This is a genomic window from Mesorhizobium sp. WSM4871 (assembly GCF_055811295.1).
Map to the genome: position 1 here is coordinate 237151 of NZ_JBVVPU010000003.1, position 19432 is coordinate 256582.

The following is a 19432-nucleotide window of genomic DNA, read 5'->3' on the forward strand; positions in this document are numbered from 1 at the left end:
CCCGCCCTCACCGCCCCCCACCACCCCCCCCCCCCCCCCCTCCCCACCCCCCCCCCCCCCCGCCCCCCGCCCCCCCCCCCCCCCCCCCCCCCCCCCCCCCACGCCGAAACCTTGGTGACAGCCTGCCCGGCGCCGTGGGCCTATATCGCCACGGCGCAAGCCTTTGACGACGAGATGCGCGAACGCATCGCGCTGCACCGCTCGCGGCGTGGTGAAGGCTGGACGACCGTGGATGCGCCGCTCGATCTTGCCGGCGCGCTGGCCGCATTGCCTGACGGCCGGCCGGTGCTGATCGACTGCCTGACGCTGTGGCTGACCAATCATATGCTGGCCGAGCACGATTTTGAGGCCGAAAGCCGGCGGCTGGTCGATGTGCTTTCGCGGCCGCGCGGGCCGTGGTTCGTGGTTTCCAACGAAGTCGGCCAGGGCATCGTGCCCGACAATGCGCTGGCAAGGCGCTTTCGCGACGCCGCCGGCCGGCTCAACCAGCAGGTCGCCGCAGTCGCCGATACGGTGCTTTTGATGGTGGCGGGCCTGCCGCTCAAGGTGAAGTAAGATGACCGATATCGACAGCAAGACCATCAAGGATCGGGACGAGGAACGCCACCGCGCCAAGATGGCCAAGCGCAAGGCGATGCAGGATGCCGAGGTGGCGGCAAAGACGATCGAGAAGGGCCTGCTGATCGTCAACACCGGACCGGGCAAGGGCAAGACCACCGCCGCCTTCGGGCTGGCGCTGCGCATGCTCGGCTATGGCAAGCGCGTCGGCGTCGTCCAGTTCATCAAGGGCAAATGGCACACCGGCGAGAAGGACGCCTTCGCCGCCTTCGGCGACAAGGTCGTATGGCACACGATGGGCGAGGGTTTTACCTGGGAGACGCAGGATCTGAAGCGCGACATCGCCGCAGCCGAAGCCGCCTGGGCCAAGGCGCTCGAACTGATGGCCGATCCGTCAATCAATCTTGTGGTGCTCGACGAATTGAACATCGCGCTACGCTACGACTATCTCGACCTGGAAAAGGTGGTGGCGGCGCTGAAAGAGCGGCGCGAAGGCCTGCATGTCGTCATCACCGGCCGCAACGCCAAACCGGCGCTGGTCGAGGCGGCCGATCTGGTCACCGAGATGGGCGTGACCAAGCACCATTTTTCCGCCGGCGTGAAGGCGCAGCAAGGGATAGAGTTCTGAGCGCGCCTGACCCTTGTCGTGGTCACGAAACGAGGACGATCGCCGCGACGATGCCAAACAGCGCGATCAACAGAAAATCGGCCGTCCGATAGAGTTTCAGCGCCTGCCTGATGTCGATGCTCTCCGCATCGCGCCGGCCGCCGTCGCCCATGAAGGCATCCTCGACCACGAGGCCGCCATAGCTGCGCGGCCCGGCAAGGGCGAGGCCCAGCGCTCCGGCCATCGCCGCTTCGGGCCAGCCGGCGTTGGGCGAGCGATGTTTCTTCGCGTCGCGCCGCACGGCGCGCCAGGCATTTTTCGCATCGGCGCCGCTGACGAAAAGAGCCGCCAGCACGATCAGCAACGCGGTCAGCCGCGACGCCGGCAGGTTGATCAGATCGTCGAAACGGGCCGCCGCCGAACCGAAGGCTTCATGGCGTGGCGTGCGGTGGCCGATCATCGAATCGGCGGTGTTGGCGGCCTTGTAGGCGACGCCGCCGGGCAGTCCGCCGACACCGATCCAGAAGGCGGGCGCGACAATGCCGTCGGAAAAATTCTCGGCCAGGCTTTCGATCGCGGCGCGGCAGACGCCGGCTCTGTCGAGCGTTTCGGGATCGCGGCCGACGATGTGCGAGACCGCGACACGACCGACGGCCAGCCCGCCATTGTCGAGTGCGTCGGCCACGCCCTCGACATGCTCGGCCAGGCTCTTCTGCGACAAGAGCGAGGTCGCGAGAATTGCCACGATGAGCAGACCGGAAGGAAGGATCTGCCACAGCAGGATTTCCAGCACCAAAGCGATGATCGCCGGCACCAGCACGATGACCAACAGCGCATGAATACCGCGCCGGCGACGCAGCGCGTCGGAATCAGTATCGCGGTTGAGCCGGCGATCCAGAAAGGATATCAGCCTGCCGAACCAGGTGACGGGATGGCCGATGCGACGGAACAGCCAATCCGGATAACCGAGCGCGAATTCAATAACCAGTGACAGGAAGGCGATCAGGAACGACATGAAGCTTCTTGATGGAGCGGTGGCAGCAGTGGATCACGGCGGAAGCCTTGGTCGGGCGAGGGCGCTCTTTCCCCAGGCGCCGCAGCCTTTTGTCGACCTCTCGACCGGTATCAATCCGCACTCCTATCCGCTTTTCGAGCTGCCCGCCACCGCCCTGTCACGGTTGCCGGAGGCCGCGCGCCTGCGCGAACTCGCCGATGTCGCGGCGAGCGCCTATGGCGCACCATCGGCGGCGCATGTGGCGGCGGCGCCCGGGACGCAGATTCTGTTGCCGCGCGTCGCTTCGCTGGTAAGACCCGGCAAGGCGCTGGTGCTTGGCCCGACCTATGCCGAACACAGTCGAGCGGCGGCGATCGCCGGCCATGCGGCGACAGAGGTCAATGATTTCGAGGCGCTGGCCGCGGCCGACCTTGCCATTGTCGTCAATCCCAACAATCCGGACGGGCGTGTCGTCGAGCGCGAAGACCTGCTTCGGCTTGCCGGGAAATTACGCGCCAAGGGCGGGTTGCTGGTCGTCGATGAGGCGTTCATGGATGTCGGCCCGCTTGGCGAAAGCCTTGCCGGCGATGTCGGGCAAGGCGGTGTCGTCGTGCTGCGCTCTTTCGGCAAGTTCTTTGGTCTCGCAGGCCTGCGGCTTGGCTTTGCGTTGACCGATACGCTGACGGTCGAGCGGCTGGAAGCGCAATTCGGGCCGTGGGCGGTCGCCGGCCCGGCGCTCGAATATGGCATCCGCGCGCTGGCCGACACGGATTGGCAGGTGGAGATGCGGCGGCGGCTGGCCGAGGATGCCGCACGGCTCGATGCGCTGTTTGACCGCTTCGGCGTTCCTGTCGCTGGCGGCACCATGCTGTTCCGCTATGTCAGCCTGCCGGATGCAGCCGGCCTGTTTTCGGCGCTCGGCGAACGCGGCGTCTTGCTTCGGCATTTTCCTAACCGGCCGCTTGTGTTGCGCGCCGGATTACCGGGCTCCGATGAGGAATGGCGGCGGCTCGAATCGGCTCTTGCGGACTGGACTTCGCGGCGCGACGATGCCGTCAGGGAGATCGAGCAATGATCCATGTCTGTTCGCTGTCTAAGGTCGAGGAAACGGTGGCCATGACCGGCGCCGAGCGGCTGCTTTCGCTGCTGGCCGCCGGTACGTTGATGGCCCGGCCGGCGTCGATTACCCGGGAAAACCATCTCCACCTCGTCATGCATGACATTGCCGTTGCGCAGGACGGCATGACCATGCCGGGCGAAGAACACGTCCGCAACCTGCTCGACTTCGCTCGCCGATGGGATCGTGTAAGGCCCCTGGTGGTTCATTGCTATGCCGGCATCAGCCGTTCGACCGCCTCGGCCTATATTATTGCGGCCGCACTGGCGCCCAAGCGTTGCGAGGCCGAATTGGCCCGCACCTTGCGCGCGCTGTCGCCGACGGCGACGCCCAATCCACGGTTGATAGCGGTTGCCGACGCGCTGCTTGATCGCGACGGCCGGATGGTCGAAGCGATCCAGGCGATCGGGCGCGGCGCCGATGCCTTCGAAGGCACGCCCTTTGCACTGAATATCGACGGCTGAATCCGGCTCGCGGGATCGCTACGCCAGCCAGTCGGCGAGCTTCGCCTTGCGCACATCCCTCAAAAGACTGATGAACCCGTCGGCCTGATGCTCGGCGGTCAGCCGCCCCTTCTCGGCTGTCGCAATGCTGGCGTCGCCGACCACGCCATTCGGATTGAGGTCGGTGGCAATCCAGGCAAAGGCATGCGTTCCGGTGTGGCGCAGCAGCGAGAATTCCTTCTCGGCGCGGCCGACATTGCTGGCGAAATTGTCGGCCTTGGCCATGTCGACGAGATCCGGCCGGAAATGCAGCATCAGCGAGGTCTCGACATCACCGCCATGGATGCCGTGACGGTCCTCAAGCTCGGTGAACATGCCGGCCGGCCGGCCAAAGCGCTGCCAACTGGTCTTCACCGCCAGCATCTTTGCGCGCACGCGCAGCTCGCGCGTGATGATGCCCATGATCTCCTCATTGCCGCCATGCGAGTTGACGACGATCAGCTTCCTGACACCGGCGCGGGAGACCGACAGGCCAAGCTCGGTCCAGGCATCGACCAGGGTCGTTGCCGGCAGGGTTAGCGTGCCCGGCGCATGCAGATGCTCGTTCGATTTGCCCACCGCCTGGACCGGCAGGATGCGGATGTCGAGATCGCCGGGCAGGCGAGCGATCACGGTTTCCAGCATGCCGTTCATGATCGAGGTATCGGTCGAAACCGGCAGATGCGGGCCGTGCTGCTCGATCGCCGCCACCGGAAGAATGGCGATCGTCGCCTCCGGATCGATCGTGGCGTATTCGGTGGTCCGGTAGTCGCCCCACCACACGCGTTTTTTTGTTCCGTCCATTTTTGACTCTCTAGGAAGCTGGCAGCGCCAACGTGGTTTCGTTTAACTGGAGATCAACGGCCTGTCGATTCCAGCCGCCGGCCGGCGCTTCTCACCCCGCGGCGATGACCTCGATCTCGACCTTGAATTCAGGCCGGGCGAAACCGGAGACGATCATAAGCGTCGAGGCCGGCGCCGGGCTCGAAAACAGCCGGTCGCGAACGTCCATGTAGGGTCGGAGGAAGACGCGGTCGGTGACATAGGCATTGATGCGCACGATGTCTTGAAGTCCAAGCCCGGCCTCGCCGAGGATCGCCGCTATGTTCTGGAAACAGAGTTCGGCCTGGGCGCCGGCATCCTCCGGGATTTGGTCGTCCATTGTGATGGCGACCTGGCCCGAGCACAGCACCAGCCGCTTCCCCGCGGGCACCTCGACGCCATGGCTGTAGCGGGCGAAAGGCGGCTTGATCGACTTCGGCGTAAGAAATCTGAACATGGCAATCTCCTGTTTGCGCCAGCCTATCGCATCGGCCCGAAAATCGGTTCGGTTTTCGGAAAGCACGATGCGAAGATTCAAAAAGTCTTAGAGCGTACTTTGCGCGTCCAAGTGGACGCACGTCGCTCTAAAGCCGGACCAGTGAGGTCTTCAAGATGTGGTGCATGCCATCGGTGCAATTGTGGACAGGCGTTCAAAAAATAGGCACGATGCATCCCGTACAGCATGATCAGTCCGGCCTTCGCGCACGACTGTTGCGCAGGCGGGCGGTCCCGGTGATGGCATGTGTCTTGCTTCTTGAATCGATGGTGTCGAGCTCGGCGTGTGACGCGCTCGAGGCAACAAAGGGTGGTGTGGATGGACGGAAAACTTAAGATTTCGGCTGGCGCGATCGTGCTGCTTGTCGCAAGCACGCTGAGCGCGGCAGCGAACGAGAAAGTCACTTTCGGCACCAACTGGCTCGCCCAGGCCGAGCACGGCGGCTACTATCAGGCCGTGGCGGACGGCACGTATGCGGCGTGCGGGCTCGATGTGACGATCATGCAAGGTGGCCCGCAGGTCAGCGGTCGGCCGCTGTTGCTCGCCGGCAAGATCGACTTCTACATGGGCGGCAACATGCTGCAGGCCTTCGACGCCGTTCAGCAGGAGATTCCGCTGCGCGTGGTGGCCGCCTCCTTCCAGAAAGAGCCGCAGGTGATCATGGCCCATCCAGGTCAAGGGCTCGATAAATGGGAGGATTTGAAGAACGCGGACCAGTACATCATCGGCGACGAAGGCGCACAGAGCTTCTTCCAATGGATGGTCACGGAATTCGGCTTTGATCCGGCCAAGCGTGTGCCCTACACCTTCAACCCCGCACCTTTCATCGCCAACAAGAAGTCGATCCAGCAAGGCTACGTGACCTCGGAGCCCCATGCGGTCGCCAAGGAAGGCGGTTTCCAGCCCAATTTGTTCCTGCTCGCCGACTACGGCTTCGACACTTATGCGACGACGATCGAGACCATGCAGGCTACGATCGACAAGCGTCCGGAGGTGGTCCAATGCTTCGTCGATGGCTCGGCCAAGGGCTGGTACAGCTATCTCTACGGCGACAACGCTGCCGCCAATGCGGCGATCAAGAAGGATAATCCAGACATCAGCGACGAGCAGATCGCGTTTTCGATTGAGCAGATGAAGAAGTTCGGCATCGTCGATTCCGGCGACACGGAAAAACTCGGCATCGGCGCGATGACCGAGGAGCGCATCCAGAGCTTCTACGACAAGATGGTCAAGGCCAAGGTCGTGCCGGCCGATATCGACATCAAGAAGTCCTACACGCTGGCCTTCATCAACAAGGGCGTCGGGCTGGATTTGAAGAAATAGTCGTGAAGCTGGAGAAAGTGGCGCAAGCGCCTATGGCGGCATCGGGCGATGGCCCGATGCTCCTGGCGCTTCGCGATGTCGGCAAGGTCTTCTCCAACGGCGTGACAGCGCTCAGCGATGTCAACCTGACGATCCGGGAGGGCGATTTCCTCAGCCTGCTCGGGCCGTCAGGCTGCGGCAAGTCGACGGCGCTCAGGCTGATTGCTGGCCTGTCGACGCCGACCTCGGGCGTGCTCGACTGGCGCGGCAGCGGCTCCTTCGACCGCTCTGACATCGGCTTCGTCTTCCAGGAGCCGACGCTGCTGCCCTGGGCCGATGTCTTCGACAATGTCTGGCTGCCGCTCAGGCTGAAAGGCCTGTCGCGGGCCAAGGCGGCGCCTTCTGTCATGGAGATGCTGGCGCGGGTCCACCTGACCGGTTTCGAAAACGCCGTGCCGCGCGAGCTTTCCGGCGGCATGAAGATGCGCGTCTCGATCGCCCGCGCCATGGTCACCAGACCGCGCGTGCTTTTGATGGATGAGCCGTTTGGAGCGCTGGACGAGATCACCCGCTTCAAGCTCAACAACGATCTTCTGGAGCTGTGGCAAGGCGAACGTTTCACCGTCGTCTTCGTCACCCACAGCGTCTTCGAAAGCGTGTTCCTGTCCAACCGCGTCGTCGTCATGGCGGCGCGGCCGGGTAGGGTGTTCAGGGAATTCGCGGTCGATGCGCCCTATCCACGCGACGAGGCGTTCCGCACCTCGCCGGACTATGCCGCGCTCTGCCGCCAGGCGTCCGACGTGCTGGTTGGCGCCATCAACTCAACCGCCGGATCGCATCATGAGCGCCATTGAAGAACACATGCTGACGCTCGATCCCGAGGAGGCGCGCCGTCTGCGCCAGGAGCGGCTCGAACGGATCGGCAGATGGCTGCTGCCGCTGGCGATCATGATCCTGGCGATCTGGCTGTGGGACCGTGTCTGCGTCTGGAACGATATTCCGAAATACATATTGCCGCGCCCCGGCGTGGTGCTGCAAACGCTCCATGACGATGCCGGGCTGTTGTTCTCCTCGCTGCTGGTGACGCTCAAGATCACCTTTCTCAGCTTGGCTTTGGCCGTCGTCGGCGGGGTCGGACTGGCGGTGCTGTTCGCGCAATCGAAATGGGTGGAGATGTCGTTCTTCCCCTTCGCCATCGTGCTGCAGGTGACGCCGATCGTGGCGATCTTTCCGCTGATCAACATCTATGTCGACAACCAGACGACGAAGCTGCTGCTCTGCGCCTGGATCGTCGCCTTCTTTCCGATCCTGTCCAACACCACGCTTGGACTCAATTCCGTCGACCGCAATCTGCGCGATCTGTTCAAGCTCAATGGCGCAACGCGCTGGCAGCAATTGCGTTATCTCAGGTTACCGGCGGCGATGCCCTATTTCCTCGGCGGTCTGAAGATCGCCGGCGGCCTGTCACTGATCGGCGCGGTCGTGGCGGAATTCGTCGCCGGAGCCACCGGGCAGTCATCGGGTCTCGCCTCGCGCATTATCGAGGCGGGCTATCGGCTCAATGCGCCGCGGCTGTTTGCGGCGCTGATCCTGATCTCGCTGACCGGCATTTTGATCTTCCTGGTGCTGTCGCTAATTTCGCATCTCATCCTGCGGCGCTGGCACGAGAGCGCGCTGAAGCAGGAGCGATAGGATGCGTGACGCGGTTGAGAACGGTGAGGGGCTGCTTGGGCCAGAGATACGGCGAACCGCTGTGCGGAGACATCGTGAACAGTTTTGCGCCGCCGCTAAGCTCGAAGGGAACGGCATGGATCCTAGGGTCTGCGCGTCCGCTTCGCTCCCGCTCCGCCCTAGGATGACGAAGGGAAAGGATGCCGCCACCAATCGCAAACGTTGGAGATACCGGGGTTCCCGCCAATCCCCAGCATTGGCGATTTGCATATGCCTCCCCGTCTTTCGTCATCCACGGGCGGAGCGGGAGCGAAGCGGACGCGCAGACCCGAGGATCCATGCCGTTACGGTCACCGAAGAATACGGCGGTGCAAAACTGTTCGCGATGTCTCCGTCCGCCTGTTCGCGGTGTCTCCGATCCAAACGGCCCCTTGAGGGAACGGTGTTGCATAGGTCAGAGGGGGGAAAGTCTTGATACCAGCCTCTGGTTCTTACCGTCTCAGCAACGTCCGCCTTCACCGGTCGCTGACACCCGGTCTTGCCGCTGCTTTCGACTCTGACGGCTTCGCGCTCGCCGACGTGTCCGTCGCCGACGGCAAGATCGTGAGCATCAGCGCGCATGGAAAGTTGCCAAAGGCCGAGGCGACCGACCTCAATGGCCGCATCGTCATGCCGTGTTTCGTCGACTGCCATACGCATATCGACAAGGGCCATATCTGGCCGCGAAAACCCAATCCCGACGGCACTTTCATGGGCGCATTGAATGCCACCGGCGCCGATCGTGCCGCGCGCTGGAGCGCCGAGGACGTCGCCCGGCGCATGGATTTTTCCCTGCGCTGTGCCTACGCGCATGGCACCAGGGCGTTGCGCACCCATCTCGACAGCGTGGCGCCGCAGGAGGAGATCTCCTGGCCGGTGTTCGAGACGATGCGGGAGACGTGGCGCGGCCGTATCGAATTGCAGGCCGCTTGCCTGCTCGGCATCGAAGGCGTGCGCGACAGGAAATGGTTCGAACGACTGGCAAGACGCGTGGCCGCGGCCAAGGGCGTGCTTGGCGTCGTCACCTATATGGTGCCGGACCTCGAGGAACTTCTCGACCAGGTGTTCGCCGAGGCGATCAAGCACGGGCTCGACCTTGATTTCCATGCCGACGAGACCGACGATGTCGCCGCGATTTCGCTGAAGAAGATCGCCGAGGCGGCCCTGTGGAACGGTTTCGAGGGCAACATCCTCGTCGGCCATTGCTGTTCGCTGGCGCGCCAGCCAGACCTCGACGTGCACGACACGCTGGACAAGGTGGCGAAGGCGGGTCTCGCCGTGGTGTCGTTGCCGATGTGCAATCTCTATTTGCAGGACCGGCGCGGCGACCAAACCACGCCGCGCTGGCGCGGCGTGACGCTGCTGCACGAGATGAAGGCGCGCGGCATTCCTGTTGCCGTCGCCTCCGACAATACGCGTGACCCGTTCTATGCCTATGGCGATCTCGACATGCTGGAGGTCTACCGCATGGCGACGCGCATCCTGCATTTCGATCATCCGGTCGGCGACTGGCCGATGGCCGTAACAAAGACGCCGGCCGATGTGATGCGGCTCGACGGTGTTGGTACGCTCGCCGCCGGCGGTGCGGCCGATTTTGTCGTCTTCAGGGGGCGGAGCTGGACGGAATTGCTGTCGCGACCGGAATCGGATCGCATCGTGGTGCGCGACGGTCGCGCCATCGAGCGCCAATTGCCCGACTATGCCGAACTCGACGAACTGATGGTGAAATAATGGACATCGCGGCGCTCAAGCACGACCTCGACGGGCTGAAGATCGACGACCATCCAGCGATCGTCCAGCAGAAGAGCCGCGACTTCTACTGGTACAGTCCGGTGCTGAAGCAGCAGCTCGACCATGTCACCGGCGACCTGATCGTGACGCCGAAATCGGAAGAAGAGGTGATCCGCGTGCTGGCGGCCTGCCACCGGCACGGCGTTCCGGTAACACCGCGCGGCAGCGGCACCGGCAATTACGGGCAGGCGATGCCGCTATCCGGCGGCGTGGTGCTCAATCTGGCCGAGATGAACGCGGTCAAGGCGATAGCGCCCGGCCGCGTCGTCACCGGGCCGGGCGCGGTTCTGGCCGAGATCGACAGAGCGACGCGGGCGCATTCGGGCCAGGAGCTCAGGATGTCGCCATCGACCTACAACACGGCATCGATCGGCGGCTTCGTCGCCGGTGGCTCCGGCGGCGTCGGTTCGATCCGCTGGGGCGGGTTGCGCGACCTCGGCAATGTCATCAGGCTGAGGACGGTGACGATGGAGGCCGAGCCGCGCGTCATGGAATTGACCGGCGAGGACGTGCTGAAGGTGATGCATGCCTATGGCACCAACGGCATCATCACCGAGGTCGAGATGCCGCTGACATCAGCTTACGACTGGGTCGATGTCATCGTCGGCTTCGACGATTTCATGGATGCGGCCGGCTTCGGCGACGATCTCGCCGCCCAGGATGGCATATTGGCGAAGCTGATCACGCCGATCGCCGCCCCCATCCCGTACGATTATTTCAAGCGCCATCAGAAATTCTTCCGGCGCGAGCAGAGCATTGTCGTCCTGATGATCGCGCCGCATGCGATGGACGCCTTCCTCGCTTTCACGGCGCGCAGCAAGGGCGAGATCGTCTTCCGCGCCGACAAGGAGGCCGATTTGAAGGGCCTGCCGCCGGCCTATGAACTGACCTGGAACCACACAACATTGCGCGCCATCAGGGTCGATCCGACGATCACCTATCTGCAGGCCCGCTATCCCTCGCCGGATCATCTCGGCCACGTCAAGGCGATGATCGACCGCTTCGGCGACGAAGTGCCGTCCCATCTCGAATTCATCCGCTTCGACGGCGCGATCGGCGTTGCCGGCCTGCCGCTGGTCCGTTTCACCACGGCGGAGCGGCTCGACGAGATCATCCGCATCCATGAGGACAATGGCTGCTGGATATTCAACCCGCATCGCTACACTCTGGAAGAGGGCGGCATGAAGCAGACCGACGAGGTGCAGCTTGCCTTCAAGCGCGAGACCGACCCGCAAGGGCTGCTCAACCCCGGCAAGATGATCGCTTGGGAGAACCCGGATTACGACTACCGTTCGGGCAAGTCGTTCTTGTTCAAGGGCTTGCAGAAGGCGGGCTGAGAGCGCGCATGAACATCCTCGTCCTCTACGCTCATCCGGTCGAAACCAGCTTCAATGCCGGCCTGCACCAGGTGATCGTCGAGCGGCTGACGGCGGCCGGGCACGCCGTCGACGACTGCGATCTTTATGCCGAGGGTTTCGATCCCCGGCTGACGCGGGCAGAACGGCTGGGCTATCACGACCAGCGCGGGCCGGGCGATGCGGTAGCCAGCTATATCGAGCGCTTGCAAAGGGCCGAAGCGCTGGTGCTGTCATTCCCGGTCTGGAATTACGGCTATCCGGCGATCCTGAAAGGCTTTTTCGACCGCGTCTTCCTGCCCGGCGTGTCGTTCAAACTGGTCGACGGCAAGGTGCAGCCGACGCTGCACAACATCCGCAAGCTGGCTGCGGTCACCACCTATGGCGGCAGCCGGTTCCGCGCCATGCTGATGGGCGATCCGCCGCGCAAGGTGGTCAGCCGCATGCTGCGCGCCACCATCAAGCCCGGCGCATCCGTCTCCTATCTCGCGCATTATTCGATGAACCTGTCGACCGACGGGACGCGCAAGTCGTTCATGGCGAAGGTCGCGGCCAGGATGGGTGCGTTCTGATGCGGGCCCTGGTGGTCTATTGCCATCCGGTGCCGGAGAGCTTTTGCGCGGCGATCCGGGACTGTGCCATCGAAGTGCTGAAGGCGAGGGGCTGGGAAATACGACTGCTCGACCTCTACGCGGACAAATTCGATCCGGTGATGGGCTGCGACGAGCGGCGCTCCTACAATGACGGTGCGCCGCGGGACCCGGCACTCAAGCCGTATATCGATGATCTGAACTGGGCTGAAGCGATCCTCTTCATCTATCCGACATGGTGGTACGGGTTGCCGGCGATGCTCAAGGGCTGGCTCGACCGGGTATGGGCAACCGACGTCGCTTTCGCCCTGCCGGCTGGCAAGGGGCGGATCAAGTCGCTGATGACGCATGTGACGAAGGTCGGCGTGATCACGACCTGCGGCGCACCGACCTGGTGGAGCGTCGTCGTCGGCCAGCCCGGCCGCAAGACCATCCTGCGCGGTATGCGGGCGCTGTGCGCCACACGCTGCAGGACGTTCTTCCTGGCGCACTATCTCATGGATGCCTCGACACCGAAGACGAGGGCGGCGTTTCTGGAGAAGGTGCGGGCGAAGCTGGAGCGGTTTTGAGCCAGCGGAAATTGCCTTCTTCCACAAGGTGATAAGGAAAGGCGCTACGCTACATCCGCACCCGTTCCGCCTTCGGATCATACATCGGCTTCAGCGACGCTTCGGCGGCGAAGCGCTCGCCGGCGATCTCGATCTCGTAGGATGAGGCCAATACATCCGCTTCGCTTTCGCCTTCGCACGGTACATAACCGAGCCCAATCGCGCCGCCGAGATGATGGCCGTAATTGCCTGAGGTTATCGGGCCGACGATCTTGCCGTCGCGCAGGATCGCCTCATTGTGGAAGAGCAGGGGCTGCGGGTCCCTCAGCCGGAACTGGACCAGCCGGCGTGACAGGCCGGCATCCTTTTTCCTCAATACCGCATCGCGGCCGATGAAGTCGCCCTTGGCTGTTTTGACCGCAAAACCGAGCCCGGCTTCCAGCACATTGTCCTCGTCCGTGATGTCGTGGCCGAAATGCCGGAAGGCCTTTTCGATGCGGCAGGAATCCAGCGTGTGCAGGCCGCAAAGTTTCAGGCCGACTTCCGCGCCGGCCTCGGCGATCGCCTCGAAGACATGGGCTGCCTGGTCGGTCGAGACATAGAGCTCCCAGCCGAGTTCGCCGACATAGGTGACGCGGTGGGCGCGGGCCAAGCCCATGCCGATCTCGATCTCCTGAAACGTGCCGAACGGATTGGTTTCGTTGGAGAAATCGTTTGGGCTCACCTTTTGAATCAGCTTCCGTGCCTTCGGACCCATCAGGCAGAGCACGGCTTCGGCCGCCGTCACATCCGATATGACGACGAATTCGTCGGCAAGATGCTTGCGCAGCCAGGCCAGATCGCGCTGCAGCGTGGCGCCCGGTACGACGAGGAAATAGGCCGTTTCCGAAAGCCGCGAGACGGTGAGGTCGCTCTCGATGCCGCCGCGCCGGTTGAGCATCTGGGTGTAGACGATCTTGCCCGGCGCCACGTCCACGTCGTTGGCGCACAGCCCTTGCAGGAAAGCACAGGCATCGCGCCCCTCGACGCGGATCTTGCCGAAGGAAGTCATGTCGAACAGGCCGACGCCGTTGCGGATCGCCAGATGCTCCTCGCGCTGGTTGTCGAACCAGTTCTGCCGCTTCCAGGAATAGCGGTATTCGCGCTCCTGGCCTTCGCGGGCGAACCAGTTGGCGCGCTCCCAGCCGGCGACCTCGCCGAACACCGCGCCGCGCGCCTTCAGATGTTCGTGCAGCGGCGAGCGGCGGACACCACGTGACGTCGCAAACTGCCGGTAGGGAAAATGGTCGGCATAGAGCAGGCCGAGCGTTTCGGAGACGCGCTCCTTGAGATAGCGGCGGTTCTTCTGGAACGGCTGGGCGCGGCGTATGTCGACCTCCCAGAGGTCGAAGGGCGCTTCGCCATCGTTGATCCATTGCGCCAGAGCCATGCCGGCGCCGCCCGAAGAGACGATGCCGATCGAGTTGTAGCCGGTCGCCATCCAATAGCCGGACAGTTCCGGCGCCTGGCCGAGATAGTAGCGATCATCAGGCGTGAAGCTTTCGGGGCCGTTGAAGAAGGTATGGATGCCGGCGGTCGCCAGCATCGGCATGCGGTTGACGCCCATTTCGAGGATCGGCTCGAAATGGTCCATGTCCTCGGGCAATTGGTCGAAGCAGAAGTCCTCGCGGATGCCCTCCATGCCCCAGGGCTTTGCCACCGGCTCGAAGGCGCCGAGCATCATCTTGCCGGCGTCTTCCTTGTAGTAGGCGCATTCGTCCGGCACGCGCAGCACCGGCAGGCGGGTCAGGCCAGGAATCGGCTCGGTAACGAGGTAAAAATGCTCGCAGGCGTGCAGCGGGATGGTGACGCCGTTCCGGGCCCCGAGCTCACGCGCCCACATGCCGGCGCAATTGACAACGATGTCGGCCTCGATCGTGCCGTGCTCGTCGCCTTGCGCCCAGGAAACGCCAGTGACGCGGCCGGCTTTGGTGTGGACCCTGGTGACCTTCACGTTCTCGACGATGGTCGCGCCACGCTGGCGCGCACCTTTGGCCAGCGCCATGGCGATGTTGGCCGGGTCGCACTGGCCGTCGAGCGGCAAATGGACCGCGCCGACCACATCGGAAACGTTGAGATGTGGATACATCTCTTTGACTTCATTGGGCGAAATCGCGCGCACGTCGACGTCGAACGCGCGGGCGAGAGACGCCTGCCGGTAGATTTCGTGCTTGCGCTCCTCAGTCAGCGCCACAGTGATCGAGCCGACCTGGCGCATGCCGGTGCCGACCTCGGTCTCGGCTTCCAGCTTGACGTAGAGGTCAGCCGAATATTTCGCCAGCCGCGTCATGTTCTGCGAGCCGCGCAACTGGCCGATCAGGCCGGCGGCGTGCCATGTCGTGCCCGATGTCAATTGCTTGCGCTCGAGAAGAACGATGTCGGTCCAGCCAAGCTTGGCCAGATGATAGGCGACTGAGCAACCTGAGACGCCGCCGCCGATGATGACTGCCCTCGCTTTGGTAGGGATCGTCTTGGCGGTCATGCGGCCTCGCGGCGATAGCTGGAAGCGAAGCGGCGCAGGCGAGTGGCTGCTTCCTGCAACACGGGCTCGGGCTGGCAAAGGCTGACGCGGATATGGCCGGCGGCCGCCTCGCCGAAGCTGGAGCCCGGCATGACACCGACCTTCTCCTTGTCGAGCAAGGCCCAGGCGAATTTCTCGTCGTCCGGCTCGATGGCGGATATGTCGAGCATGGCATACATGCCGCCTTCGGAGCCGCGCACGGTGACGTCGTTCATGCCGCGCATGGCGTCGAGGAAGAGGGTGCGGCGCGCCGCGTAGCGTTCGGCGATCTCCTTGACGCCGTAACCGTTTTCCAACGCCTCGGCGCAAGCGATGCTGATGAAGGCCGGCAGGCCATAGGTCGTCACCAGATTGAGATTGGCCAGCAGCGAGATCATCGCTTCGGGGCCGGTGAGCCAGCCCATGCGCCAGCCGGTCATGCCGTGGCTCTTGGACATCGAATTGATGACCAGCGTGCGCTCGGCCATGCCGGGCAAGCTGCGGGGCGAGATATGTTCGCCACCACCCAGCGTCCAGTAGACCTCGTCCGACAGCAGCCAGAGGTCATGCTCGCGGCAGATCTGCGCCAGCTCTTCGAGATGCTGACGCGAATAGACGGCGCCGGTCGGATTGTTGGGCGTGTTGATCAGGATGGCGCGCGTGTTCGGCCGAAGTGCCGCGCGGATCATGTCCGCGCGGGGTTGGAAGCCACCCTCAGCCGGCGTCTCGACGACGGTGAACTCCGCACCCGCCGCACTGAATGTGTTTGGATAGGTGGCGTAATAGGGCGCGACCACGATAGCGTGGTCGCCCTGGTCGAGGACGGCCTGCACGGCGGCGTAGAGTGCTGCCTGTCCGCCCTGCGTGGCGATGACCTGGTCAGGGCTGGTCGCGACGCCGGTGCAGGCGGCCGAGGCCGCCGCCATGGCCTTGCGCAGGCGCGGCAGGCCGGGAAGCGGCGTGTAGTGGTGATTGCTGCCGCGAACCGCCGACACGCAGGCCTCGATGGTCTGGCCCGGCGTATCGAAATCATGGTCGCCGACCGACAGCACGATGATGTCTTCGCCGGCCTCCTTGCGGGTCCAGGCGGCGAAATGGACCTCCCAACCGTCCTTGCCTGAAGGCACGATGCCGGAAATACGCGATGATGGTCTGGGCATTATGCAACTCCCGAGATTTCGTAGCCGGCTCGTTCGAGCCGGTCGCGCAACGCGGCGATGTGGACCGGGCCGACTTCACAGCAACCACCGACGATGCCGGCTCCAGCTTCGACCCAGCCGATGGCCTGGTCGGCGTAGGCATCAGGGCCAAGATCGTGGCGGGCGTGCAGCACGTCCACGGTGGTGCCGTGCTTTAACGCCTCGATCGAGGTGAAGCCATTGGCATAGGCGCCAACCGGGCCGCCGAGAGCGATCAGTTCGGGCAGTGCCGCGCTGATAGCCTCAGGTCGGCAGCAATTGATCAGCCTGGCTGCGATCGGCAGGCCTTCGAGCACGCTCGCCGCTGCCGCTATAGCCTCGCCGCTGCGCAGGCGTGGTGCGCCGTGATCGGCGAGCGTCCACGACACCCATACCGGCTTGCCGCTTTCCGAGGCCGCGGTGACCGCGGCGCGTGCTTCCTCGGCCGAGGCCATGGTCTCGCACAGGAACAGATCAACGCCATCAGCCTGTTCCGCGACGACGCGGCGATAGGTGTCGAGCGTCTCCTGGAAGGAAATTGTCAGCGCCGGTGCATAGCTTCCGAACAGGGGCGACAGGCAGCCGGCGATGGCCACGTCACCGGCATCGTCGCGAGCCTGTTTCGCCAGTTCGATACCTCGCTTCTGCAATGGCTCGAACAGCTCTTCCGCGCCCTCACGGGCCAGGCGTTCGGGTGTCGCGGAATAGGTGTTGATGGTAATGACGCGGGCGCCCGCCCGAATGAATTCCGCATGCAGGTCGCGCACCAGATCGGGCTCGTCGATCAACACCCTGGCCGACCATAACGGCGTCGGCTCGGATTTGCTGCGGCGGACCAGTTCCTGGCCCATGCCGCCGTCGGTGAGGATGACGGACTTCATGCGCGCAACCTTTCGTTCTTCGGATCCCACAGCGGTTCGTCCTTCTGTACCACCGCCTTGAAGCGGTCGCCGAAGATCTCGACCTCGACCGCGGTGCCGGGCTCGGCGAGGTCGGCGCGCAGCATGCCGAGCGCGATCGACCTGTCGATGCGATGGCCCCAGCCGCCGGATGTCGTCTCGCCGACGATCTTGCCGTCATGCCAGAGCGTCGACATGTAGGGCGCGTCGCAGTCGCCGGGGTTTTCGACGACCAGCGTGACGAAGCGCTTCTTCACGCCTTGCTGTTTTTCGTTGAGTAACGCCGTCTTGCCTGGGAAGTCGGGCTTTTCCCATTTGACGAAACGTTCCAGCCCGCCTTGCAGGATCGAGTAATCGGTCGACAGGTCGCCCTTCCAGGCGCGGTAGCCCTTTTCGAGCCGCAACGAATCGAGCGCATACATGCCGAACGGTTTTAGCCCATGGTTCTGGCCGGCGGCCCAGACGGCGTCGAAGACAGTAGGGGTGTCAGCGACCTTGGTGTGGATTTCCCAGCCAAGCTCGCCGGCGAAGGACACCCGTACCAGCTTGGCCCAGCGGCCGGCGATGCTGGTTTCCTGATGCGTCAGCCAGGGCAGGGCGAGGTCGGCGGCACAAATATCCGCGAGGATCTTGCGCGAGTTGGGACCGGCGAGGATCTGTGTCGAATATTCCTCGGTGCGGTCGATCAGCTTGAACGGCGCATCCCCAGGCATGCGCGATTTCAGCCACTCAAAATCGTGCCACTGCGCCACCGCCGCTGTGATCAGCGTCATCAGATCCTCGCCATGACGAACGACGGACATTTCGGTGACGATGCGGCCCTTGTCGTCGGAAAAGTAGACGAGGCCGATGCGGCCGGGCTTCGGCACCAGTCCGGTGACCTGCCGGCTCAGCCATTCGGCGGCCCCAGGACCTTCGAGGTTGAACCGCGAAAAACCTGGCAGGTCGAGGATGCCGGCGGCGTCGCGCACGGCCAGGCACTCTTCACGCACGCGTTTCTGCCAGGGACCATCACGGCGGAAGGTCAAAGTGGCTTCTTCCGAAATGTCGTCGCCTGGCTGCGCGTACCATGTGGCGCGCTCCCAGCCATTATAGGCGTCGAAGCAAGCGCCCCGCGCCTTGATGCGATCATGGATCGGCGATAGCTTGCGGTCGCGCCCGGCCGGCCAGGCGTGACGCGGGAACTGGATGGCGTACTCGTTGCCATAGATCTCCATGCCCTTGGCGACGCAATAGTCGGGTGCGGCGGCGAATGAAGTGAAGCGGCGCGGGTCGCAGGACCACATGTCCCATTCGGTCTGGCCCTCGGTGACCCATTCGGCCAGCACCTTGCCGGCGCCACCGCCTTGCGCGATGCCGAAGGTGAACACGCAGGCCTCGAAGGCGTTGGGGACACCAGGCATCGGCCCGATCAAGGGGTTGCCGTCCGGCGCATAGGGGATCGGCCCGTTGATGACCTTGGACAGGCCGGCGGTGCCGAGAATCGGCACGCGGGCAACGGCGTCGGCCAGATAATGTTCGAGACGGTCGAGATCGTCGGGGAACAGCTGGAAGGAAAAATCCTCCGGCATCGGATCGTTATGGGTTGCCCAATGGGCGCGGCAATTGCGCTCATAGGGGCCGAGGTTCATGCCGGTCTTTTCCTGGCGCAGATAGTAGGAGGTGTCGACGTCGCGCAGCAGCGGCAGCTTCTTGCCTTGTTCTTTCGACCAGGCAGCCAGTTCGGGGATTTCCTCGAACAATATGTACTGATGGCTCATCACCATCATCGGCACCTCGCGGCCGAACATCCTGCCGACTTCGGCGGCGCGGTAGCCGGCGGCGTTGACGACGATCTCGCAGCGGATCTCGCCTTGCGCGGTTACAACCACCCATTCGTCGTTCTCGCGGCGTACGCCGGTGACCGGGCAGAAGCGGATGATCCTGGCGCCCATGTCGCGCGCGCCCTTGGCCAGCGCCTGGGTCAATTGCGCCGGGTCGATATCGCCGTCGCTCGGATCGTAGAGCGCGCCCTTCAACTCATGGGTTTCGATGAAGGGGTAGCGGCGCTTGATCTCGTCGAGCCCGACCACGTCGATGTTCATGCCCTGGTAGCGGCCCATGCCCTTGGCGCGCTGGAATTCCTGCATGCGCTCGTTGGTGTGAGCCAACCTAAGCGAGCCGGTGACGTGGTAGTTCATGGGATAGTCGACCGCGTCGGCCAACCCGCGATAGAGCTCGGTCGAATAGCGCTGCATGTTCATCAGCGACCATGACGAGGAGAAGGTCGGCACATTGCCGGCGGCATGCCATGTCGAGCCGGATGTCAGCTCGTTCTTTTCCAGAAGCACGCAGTCGGTCCAGCCCGCCTTGGCGAGGTGATAGAGCGAGGAGGCGCCGACGACACCGCCTCCGATGATCACCACGCGCGCCGTGGTCGGCAAACCGGCCATGTCAAAACCCCT

The 19432-nt window shown here is 63.8% G+C and carries 19 protein-coding genes; 11 read left to right on the forward strand and 8 right to left on the reverse strand.

Annotated elements, in window-relative coordinates; genetic code table 11:
• Positions 1–198: hypothetical protein (locus AC0L2H_RS07795; protein WP_473589921.1), on the reverse strand; the 198-nt coding region annotated here is incomplete at its 3' end.
• On the opposite strand from AC0L2H_RS07795, the gene cobU reads away from it, so the two are divergent.
• Positions 112–555, forward strand: coding sequence for a bifunctional adenosylcobinamide kinase/adenosylcobinamide-phosphate guanylyltransferase (cobU, locus tag AC0L2H_RS07800; protein ID WP_473589680.1), 444 nt, complete (start codon positions 112–114; stop codon positions 553–555). The two genes, AC0L2H_RS07795 and cobU, sit on opposite strands and share 87 nt — an antisense overlap.
• Before the next feature lies 1 nt (position 556).
• Entirely contained in the window at positions 557–1186 is a 630-nt protein-coding gene (gene cobO / locus AC0L2H_RS07805) for a cob(I)yrinic acid a,c-diamide adenosyltransferase (protein ID WP_473589681.1), read from the forward strand.
• Between the two features lie 22 nt (positions 1187–1208).
• On the opposite strand, the gene cbiB is transcribed toward cobO, so the two are convergent.
• Entirely contained in the window at positions 1209–2180 is a 972-nt protein-coding gene (cbiB, locus tag AC0L2H_RS07810; RefSeq protein WP_473589682.1) for an adenosylcobinamide-phosphate synthase CbiB, read from the reverse strand.
• On the opposite strand from cbiB, the gene cobD reads away from it, so the two are divergent.
• Entirely contained in the window at positions 2179–3234 is a 1056-nt protein-coding gene (cobD, locus tag AC0L2H_RS07815; protein ID WP_473589683.1) for a threonine-phosphate decarboxylase CobD, read from the forward strand. The two genes, cbiB and cobD, sit on opposite strands and share 2 nt — an antisense overlap.
• A complete protein-coding gene (locus AC0L2H_RS07820) occupies positions 3231–3740 on the forward strand; it encodes a tyrosine phosphatase family protein (RefSeq protein ID WP_473589684.1) in 510 nt (169 codons plus the stop codon). The genes cobD and AC0L2H_RS07820 overlap by 4 nt, the downstream gene beginning before the upstream one ends.
• Before the next feature lie 18 nt (positions 3741–3758).
• Here the strand turns inward: AC0L2H_RS07820 and AC0L2H_RS07825 are convergent, their stop codons facing one another.
• Both AC0L2H_RS07825 and AC0L2H_RS07830 read right to left on the reverse strand, forming a co-directional pair.
• Positions 3759–4562 (reverse strand): creatininase family protein, encoded by an 804-nt coding sequence (locus AC0L2H_RS07825; protein ID WP_473589685.1) that lies wholly within the window; start codon positions 4560–4562, stop codon positions 3759–3761.
• A gap of 91 nt (positions 4563–4653) precedes the next feature.
• Positions 4654–5037: a RidA family protein gene (locus tag AC0L2H_RS07830; protein WP_473589686.1), complete on the reverse strand. Its 384-nt coding sequence runs from the start codon at positions 5035–5037 to the stop codon at positions 4654–4656.
• 357 nt (positions 5038–5394) lie between these two features.
• Between AC0L2H_RS07830 and AC0L2H_RS07835 the strand changes: the two genes are divergently transcribed.
• The 7 genes from AC0L2H_RS07835 to AC0L2H_RS07865 all read left to right on the forward strand — a co-directional run bounded on the left by AC0L2H_RS07835 (position 5395) and on the right by AC0L2H_RS07865 (position 12393).
• Complete coding sequence (locus AC0L2H_RS07835) at positions 5395–6399, forward strand: ABC transporter substrate-binding protein (protein ID WP_473589687.1); 1005 nt, start codon at positions 5395–5397, stop codon at positions 6397–6399.
• Between the two features lie 2 nt (positions 6400–6401).
• On the forward strand, positions 6402–7232 hold the full coding sequence (locus AC0L2H_RS07840) for an ABC transporter ATP-binding protein (RefSeq protein ID WP_473589688.1): 831 nt from the start codon (positions 6402–6404) through the stop codon (positions 7230–7232).
• On the forward strand, positions 7219–8070 hold the full coding sequence (locus AC0L2H_RS07845; RefSeq protein WP_473589689.1) for an ABC transporter permease: 852 nt from the start codon (positions 7219–7221) through the stop codon (positions 8068–8070). Before AC0L2H_RS07840 ends, AC0L2H_RS07845 begins: the two co-directional genes overlap by 14 nt.
• A 450-nt stretch (positions 8071–8520) precedes the next feature.
• A complete protein-coding gene (locus AC0L2H_RS07850) occupies positions 8521–9819 on the forward strand; it encodes a cytosine deaminase (RefSeq protein WP_473589690.1) in 1299 nt (432 codons plus the stop codon).
• Positions 9819–11216, forward strand: coding sequence for an FAD-binding oxidoreductase (locus AC0L2H_RS07855; protein WP_473589691.1), 1398 nt, complete (start codon positions 9819–9821; stop codon positions 11214–11216). The genes AC0L2H_RS07850 and AC0L2H_RS07855 overlap by 1 nt, the downstream gene beginning before the upstream one ends.
• 8 nt (positions 11217–11224) lie before the next feature.
• Positions 11225–11806, forward strand: coding sequence for an NAD(P)H-dependent oxidoreductase (locus AC0L2H_RS07860; RefSeq protein WP_473589692.1), 582 nt, complete (start codon positions 11225–11227; stop codon positions 11804–11806).
• Positions 11806–12393 (forward strand): NAD(P)H-dependent oxidoreductase, encoded by a 588-nt coding sequence (locus AC0L2H_RS07865; RefSeq protein ID WP_473589693.1) that lies wholly within the window; start codon positions 11806–11808, stop codon positions 12391–12393. The genes AC0L2H_RS07860 and AC0L2H_RS07865 overlap by 1 nt, the downstream gene beginning before the upstream one ends.
• A gap of 49 nt (positions 12394–12442) precedes the next feature.
• On the opposite strand, the gene AC0L2H_RS07870 is transcribed toward AC0L2H_RS07865, so the two are convergent.
• Genes AC0L2H_RS07870 through AC0L2H_RS07885 form a run of 4 tightly spaced genes read right to left on the reverse strand, consistent with a single transcriptional unit; the run spans position 12443 to position 19420 of the window.
• Complete coding sequence (locus AC0L2H_RS07870) at positions 12443–14893, reverse strand: GcvT family protein (RefSeq protein WP_473589694.1); 2451 nt, start codon at positions 14891–14893, stop codon at positions 12443–12445.
• Positions 14890–16071: a pyridoxal phosphate-dependent aminotransferase gene (locus tag AC0L2H_RS07875; RefSeq protein WP_473589695.1), complete on the reverse strand. Its 1182-nt coding sequence runs from the start codon at positions 16069–16071 to the stop codon at positions 14890–14892. The genes AC0L2H_RS07870 and AC0L2H_RS07875 overlap by 4 nt, the downstream gene beginning before the upstream one ends.
• Positions 16071–16970, reverse strand: coding sequence for a homocysteine S-methyltransferase family protein (locus AC0L2H_RS07880; RefSeq protein WP_473589696.1), 900 nt, complete (start codon positions 16968–16970; stop codon positions 16071–16073). The genes AC0L2H_RS07875 and AC0L2H_RS07880 overlap by 1 nt, the downstream gene beginning before the upstream one ends.
• Positions 16967–19420, reverse strand: a complete 2454-nt coding sequence (locus AC0L2H_RS07885) for a GcvT family protein (protein WP_473589697.1) — start codon at positions 19418–19420, stop codon at positions 16967–16969. The genes AC0L2H_RS07880 and AC0L2H_RS07885 overlap by 4 nt, the downstream gene beginning before the upstream one ends.
• Between the last annotated feature and the right edge of the window lie 12 nt (positions 19421–19432).